Origin of the sequence: Thalassotalea euphylliae (assembly GCF_003390375.1) — a bacterium.
GTDB classification, from domain to species: domain Bacteria; phylum Pseudomonadota; class Gammaproteobacteria; order Enterobacterales; family Alteromonadaceae; genus Thalassotalea_F; species Thalassotalea_F euphylliae_A.
Genome location: NZ_QUOT01000001.1, coordinates 3,105,798 through 3,121,063, shown reverse-complemented (window position 1 = coordinate 3,121,063; position 15,266 = coordinate 3,105,798). Strand labels below are relative to the sequence as shown.

General features: G+C 42.0%; 18 protein-coding genes. 8 read left to right on the top strand and 10 right to left on the bottom strand.

Translation table 11 applies throughout. The features are described 5' to 3' along the window. On the bottom strand, positions 1–1,212 hold the full coding sequence (locus DXX94_RS13790) for an efflux RND transporter periplasmic adaptor subunit (RefSeq protein WP_116018537.1): 1,212 nt from the start codon (positions 1,210–1,212) through the stop codon (positions 1–3). A 467-nt stretch (positions 1,213–1,679) separates the two neighbouring features. Here DXX94_RS13790 and DXX94_RS13785 point away from each other — a divergent pair, with 467 nt between their 5' ends. Next, complete coding sequence (locus DXX94_RS13785; protein ID WP_181901562.1) at positions 1,680–2,129, top strand: TerB family tellurite resistance protein; 450 nt, start codon at positions 1,680–1,682, stop codon at positions 2,127–2,129. A 185-nt stretch (positions 2,130–2,314) separates the two neighbouring features. Beyond that, the gene (locus DXX94_RS13780; protein WP_258872173.1) at positions 2,315–3,247 is read left to right on the top strand and encodes a hypothetical protein; all 933 of its coding nucleotides are present in this window, start codon (positions 2,315–2,317) and stop codon (positions 3,245–3,247) included. Positions 3,248–3,277: 30 nt separating this feature from the next. Here the strand turns inward: DXX94_RS13780 and DXX94_RS13775 are convergent, their stop codons facing one another. Then, the gene (locus DXX94_RS13775; RefSeq protein ID WP_116016736.1) at positions 3,278–4,315 is read right to left on the bottom strand and encodes a glycoside hydrolase family 113; all 1,038 of its coding nucleotides are present in this window, start codon (positions 4,313–4,315) and stop codon (positions 3,278–3,280) included. A 290-nt stretch (positions 4,316–4,605) separates the two neighbouring features. On the opposite strand from DXX94_RS13775, the gene DXX94_RS13770 reads away from it, so the two are divergent. Next, on the top strand, positions 4,606–5,436 hold the full coding sequence (locus DXX94_RS13770; RefSeq protein ID WP_116016734.1) for a CvfB family protein: 831 nt from the start codon (positions 4,606–4,608) through the stop codon (positions 5,434–5,436). Between the two features lie 91 nt (positions 5,437–5,527). On the opposite strand, the gene DXX94_RS13765 is transcribed toward DXX94_RS13770, so the two are convergent. The 3 genes from DXX94_RS13765 to glnK form a co-directional block, all read right to left on the bottom strand. After that, positions 5,528–6,454 (bottom strand): Dyp-type peroxidase, encoded by a 927-nt coding sequence (locus tag DXX94_RS13765; RefSeq protein ID WP_116016732.1) that lies wholly within the window; start codon positions 6,452–6,454, stop codon positions 5,528–5,530. 146 nt (positions 6,455–6,600) lie between these two features. Beyond that, on the bottom strand, positions 6,601–7,869 hold the full coding sequence (locus tag DXX94_RS13760) for an ammonium transporter (RefSeq protein ID WP_116001761.1): 1,269 nt from the start codon (positions 7,867–7,869) through the stop codon (positions 6,601–6,603). Between the two features lie 9 nt (positions 7,870–7,878). Next, positions 7,879–8,217: a P-II family nitrogen regulator gene (gene glnK / locus DXX94_RS13755; RefSeq protein WP_116001763.1), complete on the bottom strand. Its 339-nt coding sequence runs from the start codon at positions 8,215–8,217 to the stop codon at positions 7,879–7,881. Between the two features lie 318 nt (positions 8,218–8,535). Here glnK and DXX94_RS13750 point away from each other — a divergent pair, with 318 nt between their 5' ends. Continuing rightward, the gene (locus DXX94_RS13750) at positions 8,536–9,231 is read left to right on the top strand and encodes a potassium channel family protein (protein WP_245961511.1); all 696 of its coding nucleotides are present in this window, start codon (positions 8,536–8,538) and stop codon (positions 9,229–9,231) included. Positions 9,232–9,313: 82 nt separating this feature from the next. Here the strand turns inward: DXX94_RS13750 and DXX94_RS13745 are convergent, their stop codons facing one another. From DXX94_RS13745 to arfB, 3 genes are all read right to left on the bottom strand, one after another. Then, positions 9,314–10,159, bottom strand: a complete 846-nt coding sequence (locus DXX94_RS13745; RefSeq protein ID WP_116016730.1) for an HDOD domain-containing protein — start codon at positions 10,157–10,159, stop codon at positions 9,314–9,316. Between the two features lie 244 nt (positions 10,160–10,403). After that, the gene (locus tag DXX94_RS13740) at positions 10,404–11,243 is read right to left on the bottom strand and encodes a DUF2797 domain-containing protein (protein ID WP_116016728.1); all 840 of its coding nucleotides are present in this window, start codon (positions 11,241–11,243) and stop codon (positions 10,404–10,406) included. Between the two features lie 9 nt (positions 11,244–11,252). Next, positions 11,253–11,675 carry an alternative ribosome rescue aminoacyl-tRNA hydrolase ArfB gene (gene arfB, locus DXX94_RS13735; protein ID WP_374188835.1) on the bottom strand — a complete coding sequence of 141 codons (423 nt, stop codon included), beginning with the start codon at positions 11,673–11,675 and terminating at the stop codon, positions 11,253–11,255. Positions 11,676–11,724: 49 nt separating this feature from the next. Between arfB and DXX94_RS13730 the strand changes: the two genes are divergently transcribed. Together DXX94_RS13730 and DXX94_RS13725 are read left to right on the top strand one after the other, a co-directional pair. Continuing rightward, complete coding sequence (locus DXX94_RS13730) at positions 11,725–12,000, top strand: GIY-YIG nuclease family protein (protein ID WP_116016726.1); 276 nt, start codon at positions 11,725–11,727, stop codon at positions 11,998–12,000. A 117-nt stretch (positions 12,001–12,117) separates the two neighbouring features. Next, positions 12,118–12,831, top strand: a complete 714-nt coding sequence (locus tag DXX94_RS13725; protein WP_116002489.1) for a DUF3581 family protein — start codon at positions 12,118–12,120, stop codon at positions 12,829–12,831. 44 nt (positions 12,832–12,875) lie between these two features. Here the strand turns inward: DXX94_RS13725 and DXX94_RS13720 are convergent, their stop codons facing one another. Together DXX94_RS13720 and DXX94_RS13715 are read right to left on the bottom strand one after the other, a co-directional pair. Next, positions 12,876–13,115, bottom strand: coding sequence for a PGPGW domain-containing protein (locus tag DXX94_RS13720; RefSeq protein ID WP_116016724.1), 240 nt, complete (start codon positions 13,113–13,115; stop codon positions 12,876–12,878). Positions 13,116–13,300: 185 nt separating this feature from the next. Continuing rightward, positions 13,301–13,531, bottom strand: a complete 231-nt coding sequence (locus tag DXX94_RS13715) for a hypothetical protein (protein WP_116016722.1) — start codon at positions 13,529–13,531, stop codon at positions 13,301–13,303. Positions 13,532–13,693: 162 nt separating this feature from the next. Here DXX94_RS13715 and DXX94_RS13710 point away from each other — a divergent pair, with 162 nt between their 5' ends. After that, positions 13,694–14,557, top strand: a complete 864-nt coding sequence (locus DXX94_RS13710) for a DNA ligase (protein ID WP_116016720.1) — start codon at positions 13,694–13,696, stop codon at positions 14,555–14,557. A 54-nt stretch (positions 14,558–14,611) separates the two neighbouring features. Next, positions 14,612–15,229 carry a LysE family translocator gene (locus DXX94_RS13705; RefSeq protein ID WP_116016718.1) on the top strand — a complete coding sequence of 206 codons (618 nt, stop codon included), beginning with the start codon at positions 14,612–14,614 and terminating at the stop codon, positions 15,227–15,229. The last annotated feature ends 37 nt before the right edge of the window (positions 15,230–15,266 follow it).

Below are 15,266 nucleotides of genomic sequence, written 5' to 3'. Positions count from 1 at the left end.
TTATTCCCCTGCCGTTGCTACACTAGCTACCTGAGTTTCACTAGTGCTTTCTTCAGGATTTTCTTGGCTATCGTCTTTCGGCTTGTCACTTTCTAATGCTAACGCCATGCCGTCAACAGGGTAATCCAACGCAGAAACAATAATGCGGTCGCCATCAGTTAGCCCATCACCAATCACTAAACGGGCACCGTCTTGGCGAACAATATCAACATTCACGTAACGCAATTTTGAATCGCTATCTAAAATTGCAATTCGATTATTCTCGACCAAATAGCGCGGCACCGTTGTCGCATTGGTCAAGGTTATGCCGTAAATATCAGCGTTAACATATGCACCAAAGCGCAGTGGCTTGTGATCGCCTGACGACAGCGCGTAAGGGTCTTTCACCTCAGCAACTAAGTAACTCATGCGACTCGTATTATCCACCACACCTTCATTACGAGCGATTTGCGCTTGCCACTGGGTTTCTTTACCAGCAAATGTGCCTTTTAACGTCACCGAAGCGGCGTCGCCTTCTGCGATCAAAAATTGCAATTGATTGTCGGCAACAGGTAAGCGTACCTCAGCTACCGCTGTGCCTAGCAATTTGCCGACTGAGCTCCCTGTGCCTACGTAAGAGCCTAAACCAATTGAGCGCATTTCAATCATGGCATCATACGGCGCTCGAATTTCGGTACGCTCTAAATCACGCTTTGCTCTTAGCACGCGTGCTTCTGCCGCTTTAACGTGCGCCAGCTCTTGTGCTAACTGTGGCTTACGCAAACTTAACTCAGTTGGCAAAGTGTCAGTAATTTTGCGCCACTCACTTTCAGCAACTTTACCTTGTGCGCGCTCAGTTTCCAGCGAGGCATGAGAGGAAGCCAGATTAGCTTCAGCATCAATCAATGCAGCCTCGTAATCGCTTGGGTCAATGCGTGCTAATAGTTGGCCTTTTTCCACAAAACCACCACGGACAAACGCTGGCGATAACTCAACGATTTGACCATTTACTTGAGCGATAAGCTCGGTTTCGTATTTCGGTAGAACCACACCGTGTGATCCCACTTTTAGGTGCATTGAACCAACCGATACAGGCTCGATAGCGACGATTGGCGTGTTATCAACGGCTGGTTTTTCTTCTGGAGGTTTCTTCATACTCGACAATGCCATAAAGATTAAAATGCCACTGACCAAGATGATGATTGGTATGATTATTTGTTTTTTCCTTGTCACTGCTTTGCCCTCAATTTGCACGCAACTTCTTATGACTAAATGTAAATTTTATCGAACTTTTAGTCATAAGCATGGTTAAAGTTGTAAACGGTTATTACAAAATACGCGCCAAGGCTTATCAACATTGCAAATAGGGCAGGAAAAAATTTTTTATGCTTGCATTACAACAAGATAAATTAAAAACAAAGCTAGGAATGGGGACTCAATCAAAGTAAGTAATACAATATAGCAAGTCATTCAATTAGCTATTCTAGTCAACAATTAACTAAAAACTTAGTTATTTAGGCATAATCACTAACTCAAATAATCCTTAATACTGTGAATTCACTTTGCTGGTCACATAAACTTGTTTCAGCACACTCTTGGCTAGCTGGGGCATGCTTGTCTTGATTAGTAGACGCGCTAATATAGCGAGACCAATATTTCGATATAGTTTAGCCATATTCAGGCATGTTTTGAGTCGTACTATGATGCTTAATAAAATCCAGCAATTTTTTAATGATGTTTTTCAAGAACAAGCAGTTGAAGAAGATAAACTTAATCTAGATATCGCTTGTGCCGTATTGCTAGTTGAAGTCATGAAAGCAGATGGCTTAATGGATGACAATGAGCAGCAACACATCAAGCAGATACTTGCAGGGCACTTCTCACTAACTGACGATGAAGTGAGTGATATCGTCACCCAGGCCATAGAGTTAAGTGAGAACGCAACAGACTTCCACCGCTTCACTTCGGTGTTAAACCAACATTACTCCCCCTCGCAAAAAGTCACCATGGTTGAAACCTTGTGGCAATTGGCGCTTGCTGACGGTGAACTTGCTGCGATTGAACAACATGTGATTCGAAAAATTGCTGATTTACTGCATTTACGCCACAGTGAGTATACGCAGGCCAAGCTGCAAGCTCAGGCCAAGTAAGAGAAAGGTAAATTGGCTTTGCACTAGAACTCCAGCTAAGGGTTGAGCTTGCCAACTTTGTTTGGCTTTGTAGCTATTAGCCACCTTCACTGATTTTGTTGTAAATTTTTTATAAATTTGTGACATTTTCAGCGACTTTCTCAAGTTAGACTGAAGTTAACATTTATCTACTCAGTGGTCTTAGCGTGGCGAAACAATGGACTTCATGTTACTTCGGGCTTGCACTAGCGATAACCTCTCATCACAGTCTAGCGATAGATTGGGACATCATTTCATTAAGAACCACACTTTCTCGCCCTGATACTAGCCAAAGCCTAATATACCGTTCGACTGAAGGCGCAGAGCAAAAAGCACTGTTTCATCTCTCGCCAACAAATAACGAACGCATAGGCTTTTTTCTCGACATTAACGATATTGAAATTGGCTATGCCGTTGACGCGAGAAAAGACGATATCGAAACCGATACGCAGAATATCCTGATTTCGTATAGAAAGCTCAAGAACACCCGAATCGTACTGAATTACCAAACACTTGAAGGCTTACAAACTAGAGTCGAGAACCTTATAGGACCAGGCCAACAAAGTGACTTTTTTGCTCAAACCAAGTCAACCAAAATAGAGCTTTTCGGCCAACACAATCTTTACACTTTTGGTGGTAAAACGTCTGCGTTTGAGCACTTCTTCCTTAATCGTCCTAAGCTAAGTTCGCATTTTGACTGGTCGCTAAGTATTAATGCTGGTTGGTCTATTAAGCGACTATCGCTTGAATCAAACAACTCTCTGATCTTCGATACTGATTTTGTCAATGTCGATGACCGCCCAAAAACCGAGCTCGATTCCATTTCTTACAGCGGCGATATCGGCCCATTTTTATCGGTACAAGCGCCTAACAATATTCATTTTTTCGCCGAATACAAATTTGGCAAAGGAACGATTAAAAACCTCAGTGATGTAGACAATTTGAAAGAATCAGGGGACGAAAAAGCACGAGCTTATGGCGCAGGTCTTTCATGGACATCACAAAACGAAAAGTTTTTAGTATTGCTGCGCGCATGGAAACAAGAAGGCCGCCATATTCAAACATCTTTTGGCGACCTTTCCGTTGTTTATTTTTTCTAGCATACGTATATGTTTAGCCAGCTCAGACCGCTACTTGGGCGGAGTCAATGTATAAAAAGCTTTAATGGCTTTTTCAACAGGTTTGTTTTGAGGTGTAAAGCGATTGTTATTGATGCCACCTGATTTAGCATGTTGTGGGAACCACTTCCAAAGGAACCCTCCTAGGAACCAGCTTTCCCCCCAAAAGCGGCTAAAAATGGCGCTATACGCATTTACCTGAGCAATACTGTTAAACGTTGAGTTTATAGCTTGGTTCCAGGGCTCTTTTCCTGTGTAGTCAATATTTCGATAGCCAAATTCAGTAAAAATAACTTTCTTTTGTTGAGAGTAACTGAATTTTTTAATGGCATTGTAATGACTAAACCAACCCGCATAAAAAGCGTCATGGCTAGGTGTTTTTGCTGTTGCTACCGGAAAATAGGCATCAATACCAATGTAATCGAGCTTATCCCAAAAAGAGACATTATTATAATTGTCCCAGTTAGCCGCGTAAGTTATTTTACCTGAGTATACTGTTCTAACTTTATCGGACAATTCACGCCAAAAATCAGGGCGTAATATCGCCGACTTTTTTAATTCGACGCCAATGGCAAAAATACCAACATTCAATTCTTCAGCAACTTTGGCAAATTCAAGAATATAATTTGTATAGCTATTTTCGAAAATTAGCCATTGTTCTTCAGTCGAAAACGATAAATCACCAATCCATTGATTCCGCATCCATACATGTGGTTTTAACATCACTTTCAACTGTTGCTGGTGCGCGAGTCTGATAGTCTGCTTTATACCTGCTACGGTTTCTCCTTTCCATTGATAATTACTGTTATATAACACCTCGGCACTATTGGGGCGAATGAAACCAAATGGCATTACTGTGATCCAGTTGGCATTAATATCTTTTACCGGATTTAAATCGCTGCTGTTAAGCGTTTGGTTTGTGGCAACAAAACTGACGCCATTAATTTTTTCTACGCCATTGACTTTTTCTACGCCATTTAAGTTTTGTGCCCAACTCAACAATGGTGTAAATAGGAAAACACTGAAGATGATAGAAATAAAAGGTCTCATAATAAAAAAGTGATGTTATCTAATGGGTTAGCTAATTTAAATTGACCTGTTAAGAGGTATTTTCCTGACAAAATTAAAGTAGATAACGAGTCGTTCGAATGTTAGCAGGCTCACAGCGAGCGAATATAAATGCTCAGCTTGTCGCAATGGCTGCTTACTTTAAATAGTCTCAGCCCCTCAAAGATCATCACGCTCTAAATCCTTGCTCATTATATAGCTAGTGGTATTTAGTCGTATTTACACCCGAGCTTAGGTAAAATAGCGCGTTTTTCATTTTTGAGGCTAAAACTGTGGCTGACATCGGCAAATTCAATCAACTCAAGGTTATCGCGCATACCGCCAATGGCGTTTATTTAGATGGTGGTGACTTAGGCGAGATCTTGCTACCTAATCGCTATGTGCCAGAAACCTGTGAGTTAGACGATGTACTCGATGTATTTGTTTACACAGATTCTCTAGACCGACTTGTCGCAACCACACATAAACCTTATGTCGAAGCCGGTGGCTTTGCCTCACTCAACGTTAAGCAAGTTAACAAGCTCGGTGCTTTTCTTGACTGGGGATTACCAAAAGACTTATTGGTACCTCACAATCTAATGCACAAAAAAATGGAGCTGGGTAAACGTTACTTAGTGCACGTATTTGTTGATACTCGTACCGAGCGATTAGTGGCTTCATCTAAATTGGATAAGTACTTAGATATTTGGCCCGCTGACTACAAAGAAGGTCAAGCGGTTGAGCTTGTTATCGCAGGCCGCACTGATTTAGGCACGAAAGCCATCATCAATAACCAGCACTGGGGGTTAATTTTCGCTAGTGAAATCCATCAAAAGCTGCATACGGGTCAAACGGTTCAAGGTTATATTAAGCGCGTGCGTGAAGATGGCCGCATTGATTTAACCCTAGCCCGTGCTGGCAAAGGCAAGGTGATCGATTTCACCGATAAGTTATTGGCTTATCTACAAGATAATAATGGTTATTGTGGCTTACATGACAAATCATCACCGGCTGAAATTAGCCGTGAGTTTGGCGTCAGTAAAAAAGCATTTAAAGCGACCGTGGGTCACTTACTTAAGCAAAACAAAATTACCATTGGCGCTGATGGGATTCGCTTAAAGTAATATCTATTATTGCCGCCAAGAAACTTCAGAATAAAACATTTCAGAATTAGACAATAAGGCAGCTAATCTAGCTGCTTTATTGTTTTTTAGGTTAAGCCTCGGCTAACCCGGCTAACACGTTTAGGCTGGGGGCGAAAAAGGCAACACCGGTCTGTGCTTCCGTGTATTTAAGCATATGGTCAAAGTGCCCTTCGCCATCACCTTGGATCATGCTTTTCAACATCAACGTAAATGGCTCTGGTGAATGGCAGTACGACGTAAAGAATAAGCCTTGTACCTTCATATCACCGTAAGGCATGCTTTGGCGCAGTATTTCAATACTCTTGCCGTCAGCGTCTTTTAAGTTAGTTCGCTTGGTATGCGCCGTCAGTGGTTTGTCTGCTGAAGCATATTCGACATTGTCGAGCTTAGTGCGACCAAATACATCTTCCTGCGCTTTTTCTTTGAGCATATTCCACAGTTTCATATTGTGGCGATAACGCTGAATATGCAGATAACTGCCGCCTGCAAAATCTGGGTCGGCTTCTTCTCTGACCAAGGCGACTTCACGGCGGTGCAAGCCTTGTGGGTTTTCGGTGCCATCAACAAAGCCAGTTAGGTCTCGACCATCTAGGTAACGAAATGCACGCGTTTGTTCGATTAGCTCAACTTTATCTTCAAGTAGCTCTACCACTTTGGTGCTGACAATGTGATTAACATCAGCGCGGTCACTGCGAATTTCAATATAAATATCGCCAGAGGTTGCCGGCGCAATGCGATCATCCGCTTGCAGCGTTGGAAATGGTGCTAATAGCTTAGGCCGCCCTTGCGGCACTAATTCATCCCAGTAGTTGGCACCAATGGCAACGACACCATTGAGGTTTGCTTCTGAAAATCGATCCGCGTAATGATCCAACATGGCGGGAATACGTGACAATGCTTGGCGAATAAACGCATTGCTGTCATCCATCGCATTAAAAATAAGATAAGTGCCATGTAAATTAGGTTCAGCACAAATGCCAAATTGTTCTCTTGCCATAATCCGCTTTCTACTTCCGTTCAATCATATTGATTAATTCTACACAAAAATGAGTGAAATAAATTGTTTAGTGTTGATTCACTGCTTACGCCATAAAAAAAGCAGCCCTAAGGCTGCTTCTTGATGCTAGGTTAATTAAACCTTGATTAGTTGCGAGTAAACTCTGGGTAAGCTTCTAAGCCACAATCAGACTTATCAACACCTTCGTACTCTTCTTCTTCGCTTACACGGATACCCATAGTGACTTTCAACGCAAACCATACGATGAAGCTAGTCACGAATACCCAACCAAAGATAGTCGCGGCACCGATTAACTGACCAGAGAAAGTAGCACCTGTGTTAGTTAATGGCACGATTAGTAGACCGAATAAACCAACAACACCGTGAACTGAGATAGCACCTACTGGATCATCAATGCGTAACTTGTCTAAACCGATAATTGAGAATACTACGATGATACCACCAGCAGCACCGAATAAGGTTGCTAATAATGGTGTTGGCGTAGAAGGCTCAGCAGTAATTGCTACTAGACCTGCTAATGCACCGTTCAATGCCATGGTCAAATCTGCTTTCTTGAATAAGATTTTCGCTAAAATTAACGCTGCTACTGCACCACCCGCTGCTGCTGCGTTAGTGTTAAGGAAAACCATAGCAACTGAATGCGCGTTACCGATATCACCTAATTTAAGTACTGAACCGCCGTTGAAGCCGAACCAACCCATCCATAAGATGAAAGTACCTAATGTCGCAAGTGGTAAGTTAGCACCTGGAATTGCGTTAACTTTACCGTCAGCAGTGTATTTACCTTTACGTGCACCTAGTAGTAATACACCAGCAAGTGCTGCTGCCGCACCAGCCATGTGAACGATACCTGAGCCCGCAAAATCAGAGAAACCTAAGTCACCAAGTGTGTACAAGCCAAATACTGCGTTGCCACCCCAAGTCCAGCTACCTTCCATTGGGTAGATGAAACCCGTAAGTACAACAGCAAACGCTAGGAAAGCCCAAAGCTTCATACGCTCTGCAACCGCACCTGAAACAATTGACATTGCTGTTGCCACGAATACTACTTGGAAGAAGAAGTCAGATGCTGTTGAGTAAATAGCACCGCCAGTGAAACCGTCATCACGCGCTGCAAAATCTTTTAGTACAGCATCGGCATCAATAGCTTCGATACCTGATAAAAATGCACCTGCTGAACCGTACATAATGTTGTAACCAATCACTAAGTACATGATGCAAGAAATAGAATATAAGGCTACGTTCTTTGTTAAGATTTCAGTCGTGTTCTTCGAACGAACTAAGCCCGCTTCTAGCATTGAGAAACCAGCTGCCATCCACATAACCAATGCACCACACACTAAGAAATAGAATGTGTCCATTGCATATTGAAGGTGAAAAATATTTTGTTCCATGATTATCCCCTACAGTGCTGCTACGTCATTTTCGCCTGTACGGATACGCACAGCTTGCTCTAAGTTGTAAACGAAGATCTTACCGTCACCAATTTTTCCGGTGTAAGCGGCTTTAGTGATGGCTTCAACAAGACGTTCAACAACATCATCGTTTACAGCAATTTCTAATTTTACTTTTGGTAAGAAGTCGACTTGGTATTCGGCACCACGATATAGTTCTGTGTGTCCTTTTTGGCGACCAAAACCTTTAACTTCACTGACGGTTAAACCTTCGACACCGATCTCCGAGATAGCTTCTCGAACATCATCGAGCTTAAACGGCTTAATGATTGCGTTAACTAACTTCATTATTGTTATTCCCCTATCGTTTTTTGTAAAAATGTAACAATCCTTGTGCCAAACAATTTATTTGCATATAAAACAATGAGTTATATATTTTAAAGTGATAACTCGAATTATTGATGCACTACAGTGGTGCACCTCAAGCAAGACAATGACCTGAAAGCGTGCACAAAGATTGAGCAGCACTACTTTGGTACATTTTCGAACGTAAACGACATTGGTATTCACTAATGAGTTTGATAAATTGGTGGAAGCTATACCAATTGGTATAGGCGAACTTATCTATAACAAGTGATTACTACTCATACTGACGCAAGCATACTTATGAAAGCACATATCAAAAAAATGACGCACCATGACAATTTCATGTACCTTACGTTTGCTTTAACCTTGTTACTGCTAAGTACGGCTATTGCCCAACAGTTTTTTGATGATTCAATTCAGCGGTTTGTGCAGTCAACAACCGTCGTGACCTTGTTGCTGGCGGTTTGGGGTGTTAAAAGTGAGCATGTATTACTGACAAAAGCGGCAATATTTCCCAGTGCTATCATCCTCACGTCAATGATTGGCAACTATACCAACGCGTTTGGGATTGAGTTTACCCATCTGATCTTAATGCTGTTTTTCTTTATTTTTACTGCTTTTCAAACCTTAAAGCAGGTCATTTTTTCAGGAAAAATCGATGGCAATAAAATACTCGGCTCTATTTGCTTATACCTTTTGCTTGGGTTGATCTGGGCGCTACTGTACACCTTGGCGCAACTGTATTTTGGCAATGCCTTTAGTGGTTTAGGCGAGAGCCAAGCTTGGTATATTCTGTTTCCTGATTTTATCTATTTTTCATTTGTCACCCTAACGACTTTAGGGTTTGGTGATATTAGCCCAACGTTACCATTAACCAGATTTCTAGTGTATTTTCAGGCAATTTCAGGGCAGTTTTACTTAGCGATTATTATCGCTAGCTTAGTAGGGGCAAGAATGTCGAGTATGACGCAGGAAGGCGATCAGCATAACCGCTAAGTTTATAGCTACATTTTAGCTAAACGTACAGCTAGACTGTGTAGCACTATCCGCACAGCTATAACAGCGACGAATAGAAAGGCTAATAAATCATTAACGAGCTAGGCTTAAGTACCGACAGTACCGCAAGACGTTCTAAATCACAGTAGTTTACTGCTGCTCTAACCAACTCTTTATCCACAGTAAACGCTTCTAACTGCTCTTTAGCGATAAATTTATCAAGCGACTCTTTGGGGAAATGGCTGTTATGCCACATCAAGCGCTTGGCTAGATAGAGTAGTTTGGTTTCATCACTAGCATGGCTTAAATCGTCATTATCTTGCTCACGCACTGGCTCGATAAGCGAATAAGGTAACTGCCAAATTTTCAGCAACTCTGCGGTACACTCACCAAAGGTAAAGCCCAAGGATTGCTGTTGCAGTTGCCATGGCATACTTTCAGCGCTATCAGGCTGGCAGGCTGCTAGTTGCTCAGGCATAAATTGTTTAACCACCAACTCGCCAAGGTTATGCAGTAAACCAAGAATAAACAAACGCTCGGCATTAGGCACTCTGAGTGATTCACCTAAGTACTTAATCAATAAAGCGCAATCAACCGAGCACTCCCAGTAATTTTCTAAATACTTAGCATCTGCATCAATCTTTTTGAACGCGTCAGTGGTGAAATAAGCAATGACCAAGTTATAGACTTCAGTAATACCAAGCACAAGCACGGCTTTAGAGATGGTGTCTATTTTACCGGGATAGTTAAAGAAAGAGCTGTTGGCAAGTTTGAGCACGGTCGCAGAAAGTGCAGGGTCAATTAAAATGACTTCAGCAATATCGTCAATTGTTGATGTTTCGTCGTCAATTAATTCTTTAATGCGTAGAAACGAGTCAGATAAGACAAAAATTTCATTCGCTTTTTCCGCGTATTCGACAGCTTTCATGTAGTGCATTCCCAAACTTTGTCATCGTGAGTGATACCCAGCTAGGCGAGCCGAAAAATCCCTATTGTTCAAGCAAATACCAACGCTTGAGCTACTTGCTTGAATCCTCGGGTATTTTGTTGAAAGTATAGTATTTTTAAACAAAAAATAAACGATTAAAGCGTAATTAATTGTAGCCCGAGCGGTAATACTCCCATCATGCTCGACTTTAATTAGAGCCACCTATAGTGCTTAGATGGTTAGACTATTCGGCATATTGCGCACTGATGTGGTACGAGCCAAATTTACGAATATTGATCACACCAGAGTCAAAAATCAGGTACTGGCCCTTAATGCCTAATAAGGTACCGGAAACTATTGGTTGTTTGTCAAAGTTAAACGAACTAATTTTCGTCAAGTATTGCGCTACCGGAAAATGAAGGTCAACAACTGGTTCATCAAGTTGCTCAACAGCATCAACGCCGAACTTCAAGCGAATATCATCTAAGCGTTCACTGATTTGAGGAATAAGTTCAGCCGCTTTTTCTTTTAAATCCATGTCGTCGGCATTGCCTTTGAGCATTGCTCGCCAGTTGGTTTTATCCGCAATAAATTCCGCCAATGCGGTTTCCACTAGGCCTGATTGCAAACGCGTACTCACTTTAAAAATAGGTAACGCTTGCGTCGCCCCTTGATCAATCCAGCGGGTCGGAATTTGTGTATGGCGAGTAATGCCAACTTTTAAACCAGAGGTGTTAGCAAGGTAAACATAATGCGGGATCATGCAATGTGATTCACCCCACTCTGGCTCACGGCAAGTGCCTTGCTCAAAGTGGCAGGTCTCAGGCTTCATAATACACATATCGCACTGCGCTAGCTTTTGCATACACGGATAACAAAAGCCTTGTGAGTAACTTTTTTTCGTTTTGCGATCACAGTGGAAACAGCGAATTTCTTGATGATAAATCAGTGTGAGTTCTTTACCAATCAATGGGTTTAATTCAATTTTTTGCTCACCGATGGGTAGTTGATAGCTAATTTGACCGTCAGCGCTAAGCTGTGCCGTCATTTTCCGCAGCGCGCCGATCTCTGTAGTTATTGTCATATTGCCCTCTTAAAGAATGACCTTTTTCCGTTGTTGTTTAACTTGCTTACGATTATTTTTACTTTCCAAGCGTTTTCTAACCGAAGCTTTAGTTGGTTTAGTGGCACGACGTACTTTCTGCACTTTATTGGCCTGCTGTATTATCACCACCAATTTTTCAATGGCGACTTGCTTATTGAACTCTTGACTGCGCGACCCTTGCGATTTGATCACAATCACACCATCACTGGTAATGCGATGATCGGATTGCTTCAACAAATTCTCTTTTGTTTTTTCCGGCAAGCGAGAAGCGCGTATATCAAAGCGCAAATGAATTGCCGTTGCGACCTTGTTGACATGTTGCCCACCAGCACCTTGCGCTCTTATCGGACTAAAACTGATATCATCTAGCAACAGATGACAAAATCGGTCAACTTGAATACTATTTTGCAATTTAACTCCATTTGCACTCTAAGTGCTTAAGTAATGAGAGGAAATAATAATGTCACAGCCGTGGTATGTGTATTTGCTGCGATGTGCAGACAACAGTTTGTATTGTGGCGTTACCACAGATCTTAACAGGCGTGTTATTGAGCACAATCAATCGCCAACCCGTGGCGCCAAGTATACACGGGTACGCCGACCAGTTGAACTTGTCTATAGCGAAACTCACGCCAGTAAATCCCTTGCCTGCCAGCGCGAATACGCCATTAAACAACTGAGCAAAAGCAAGAAGGAAGCCTTAGTCAAAGATCAACAGAAAAACACCCTCGTTTAGCCTACACATGTACGCTAAGCCCTTATTTTTACTGGTCTGCTTTGTTATTGTCGCTTAGCTTTATCCGTGTTAGCTTGATAGAATGCGCGCCGTTAAAGAGTGTTAAATGGTCAATTTATGTTCGTAAATCAGTATTATAATCAATCACAAGAAAGCATATCTTTTACTCGTCAGCAGGCGAGTGATTTTGCCAAGCAAATTGCTGACGACTTTAATCCACTACACGATATTGACGCCAAGCGCTTTTGCGTTCCGGGTGATTTATTGTTTGCGGTAACGCTGGCCAAAGCAGGCCTCGCAACGCAGATGCGCTTTAACTTTTCAGGTATGGTGACCGATGGTATTGAGCTGATGATGCCAACCAAGTTGGTGGCAAGTAGTGAAGTCACTGATGCCAACGGCAAACAGTATTTAACCATTGAAACAGATGGCGAAACCACTGAAAACCCAGCACTGATTGAAGCATTGATTCGCGCCTATGTTGGTTTTTCGGGGCACACTTTCCCACATATATTGTGCGATTTAATGTCGAAAAATGACGTAATGATCAACCCTGCTCGCCCAATGATCATGTATGAAAGCATGAGTATCGAAATGCTAGACTTGAGCGCAACAAACGTTAGATTAGAACTAGCTTCATCAACCTTGTCCATTGAAGGTAAACGCGGTAATGCCGTGCTAGCTTTTAATCTGTTTAATGGCGACACCTTAATAGGCAGTGGTGAAAAACACATGGTACTGAGCGGTTTACGCCCGTACTGCGCTGACACTATTAATCAAATTAGTGAAGATTATTTAACGATGAAAGCTAACTATCATCAAGCGGCATAATCATCACCAGAATAGTCTCCTAGCACTCAACAGCCAGTAATTGGCTAATTGGAACGGCGTTTAAGGCGTACAACGAGATTATCCATTTGCTCGGCGCCTTTTCGCATCAATCGTTGGCATTTCTTCAGCCATTGCTTCGCCCACGGATACTCTAGGCTTAACAACGCCAGACCTGCTGGTAAAAACAAAATGGCAGGCCCTGGCACAATGACAAACATCACGCCAATAAAAACTAATAAGCCACCAATCACAGTGATCATTGTCTTTTTCGCTGTGTGCTTCATTTAAGTTCCTTATTTTCATTTCCTAACCAAAGCTCTATTCAGCTCCTTATTCAAAGCCAAGCTAAGGTCAAAGAGGTTGTTAAAACAGTAAACAAAGCAAAATTGACACCACCATAAAAAACTAACCTTTTCATACATTTAAAATAAAGACGTGACAAACGATTGGTTATATTCGCCAATTGTCGTTATTTCAATTTACCTTGTTGGCATTTTCGCCACTTTTTAAAAGCCTTAAGTTCTTGCTCTTTGAGTTTATTGCTACGTTTAACACTATTGGGCTGGCGTTGCTTAGATTGAATATTATCAAGTTTGGTTTTGTATTTAGCGCATTTGCTTTGTTTACTCGGCTGCGCCTCGACTAATGAACTGTGCATAACTAGCACGCATAAGCTAACTATTGTGACTAATTTAATCATCTCGACTTTCCTTGTCGTTATTGAGTGTTACTTTTATTGGTTCGACAGTATTTTGGCAAATGCTCTTGCCTTGAGCTCAGCATAACTATAGTAAAAAATTGAAAATATTGAATTTTATTCTAGGTTAAAGATTGGAGATAAAAATCACGCCAAGGAGGCATTATGCTCATCAGCAAGAAGGCAAGGCTGCCGTTCGCCATTATTAGTTTTTACATCTTGAGTCTTTTCTGTACTCAATCCATCGCTAGTAAAAACCCACTTAATTTGCAGCTCGCAAGCCATTATCAACAAAGCGCAAATATTCAGGATTATTGGGTCAGTGAAAAGCTCGATGGCGTCCGCGGTTATTGGGATGGTCAACACCTTTTTACCCGAGGAGGTCATCAAATAAACGTGCCCCGCTTTTTTACACAAGATTGGCCGAACTCAGTAATGGAAGGTGAGCTCTGGATTGAGCGACGAGCATTCGAGCAAGTTGCCAGCGTTGTCCAAAAACAACAAGCGAAAGACACTGAATGGCAAGGTGTAAAGTTTATGGTTTTTGATTTACCTGAGCATTCTGGCACTTTTACCGAACGCATTAATCAAATGCGCTCTCTTATCGTAAATACCAATAGCCCACACTTACAAATGATTGAACAATACCGACTAACCGACAACGCGCAGTTAACCGCTTGGCTCGAACAATCTATAGCCGTTGGTGGAGAGGGGCTAATGCTGCATAAAGGCTCAGCCCGCTACCAAGCTGGACGCACCGCTAACATCATGAAACTGAAGCCGTTATTTGATGACGAGGCAGAGGTTATTGCCCATTTACCAGGTAAAGGAAAATATGCTAATCAACTGGGCGCAATCAAGGTAAAAACACCGCAAGGGGTGACGTTTAAAATAGGCAGCGGTTTTTCTGATCTCGAACGCAAGAACCCGCCTCCCATTGGCAGTGTTGTCACTTATCGATACAGTGGTAAAACAGTCAAAGGTGTGCCAAGATTCGCTAGTTTTCTACGTATAAAGTCTTCATTCTGAATAGGCGTTAAACATGCCGACAAAGTCAGTAGGAAGTTAGATTAAGGTATCACAATGGAATTACATTTATGGCTATCGCTCGTCGCTATTTGCATTATGGGCGCCCTTTCTCCTGGGCCTAGTCTAGCTTTAGTGGTAAAAAATACCATGGCAGGGGGGGCACCAGCAGGTTATGCCAGTGCCATTAGCCACGGCATAGGTGTGGCACTTTACGCCGCTATCACAACCACCGGTATTGGCATTATCTTAGTAAAATCGCCAACCCTGTTTAGTATTATTCAATATGGCGGCGCGGCGTTTTTACTTTATCTAGGTATTAATGCCCTACTGAGTAAGAAACAGCAATTAGATTTATCAGATTCAGATGAAAGTACAGCTAAAACAAAAGTTAACGGCTGGCGCGATGGCTTTCTAATTGCCTTTTTAAACCCAAAGTTGGCGATCTTTTTTCTCGCCTTGTTTAGCCAATTTGTCGATGAAAACGCCACTGTGACGCAAAAAGTGATCATGACAGCCACAGTCGGTGGTATTGATGCCCTGTGGTATTGTTTAATCACCTATTTACTATCGCGTGGACCAGTTATCAATAAATTGAAGGCTAACAGTCATATTATTGATCGCATCACGGGTAGCTTCTTAGTGCTACTTGCAGCTCGTGTGGTTATTAACTAACTTCAGCTAGCTATATCCTAGTGATTAACCCACAGTA

Bases quoted from the DNA above. Each gene is read 5' to 3' on its own strand.
- DXX94_RS13785 (WP_181901562.1), top strand. From the start codon at position 1,680: ATGATGCTTAATAAAATCCAGCAATTTTTTAATGATGTTTTTCAAGAA.
- DXX94_RS13775 (WP_116016736.1), bottom strand. From the start codon at position 4,315: ATGAGACCTTTTATTTCTATCATCTTCAGTGTTTTCCTATTTACACCA.
- DXX94_RS13765 (WP_116016732.1), bottom strand. From the start codon at position 6,454: ATGGCAAGAGAACAATTTGGCATTTGTGCTGAACCTAATTTACATGGC.
- DXX94_RS13760 (WP_116001761.1), bottom strand. From the start codon at position 7,869: ATGGAACAAAATATTTTTCACCTTCAATATGCAATGGACACATTCTAT.
- glnK (WP_116001763.1), bottom strand. From the start codon at position 8,217: ATGAAGTTAGTTAACGCAATCATTAAGCCGTTTAAGCTCGATGATGTT.
- DXX94_RS13750 (WP_245961511.1), top strand. From the start codon at position 8,536: ATGAAAGCACATATCAAAAAAATGACGCACCATGACAATTTCATGTAC.
- DXX94_RS13745 (WP_116016730.1), bottom strand. From the start codon at position 10,159: ATGAAAGCTGTCGAATACGCGGAAAAAGCGAATGAAATTTTTGTCTTA.
- DXX94_RS13740 (WP_116016728.1), bottom strand. From the start codon at position 11,243: ATGACAATAACTACAGAGATCGGCGCGCTGCGGAAAATGACGGCACAG.
- DXX94_RS13730 (WP_116016726.1), top strand. From the start codon at position 11,725: ATGTCACAGCCGTGGTATGTGTATTTGCTGCGATGTGCAGACAACAGT.
- DXX94_RS13725 (WP_116002489.1), top strand. From the start codon at position 12,118: ATGTTCGTAAATCAGTATTATAATCAATCACAAGAAAGCATATCTTTT.
- DXX94_RS13720 (WP_116016724.1), bottom strand. From the start codon at position 13,115: ATGAAGCACACAGCGAAAAAGACAATGATCACTGTGATTGGTGGCTTA.
- DXX94_RS13715 (WP_116016722.1), bottom strand. From the start codon at position 13,531: ATGATTAAATTAGTCACAATAGTTAGCTTATGCGTGCTAGTTATGCAC.
- DXX94_RS13710 (WP_116016720.1), top strand. From the start codon at position 13,694: ATGCTCATCAGCAAGAAGGCAAGGCTGCCGTTCGCCATTATTAGTTTT.
- DXX94_RS13705 (WP_116016718.1), top strand. From the start codon at position 14,612: ATGGAATTACATTTATGGCTATCGCTCGTCGCTATTTGCATTATGGGC.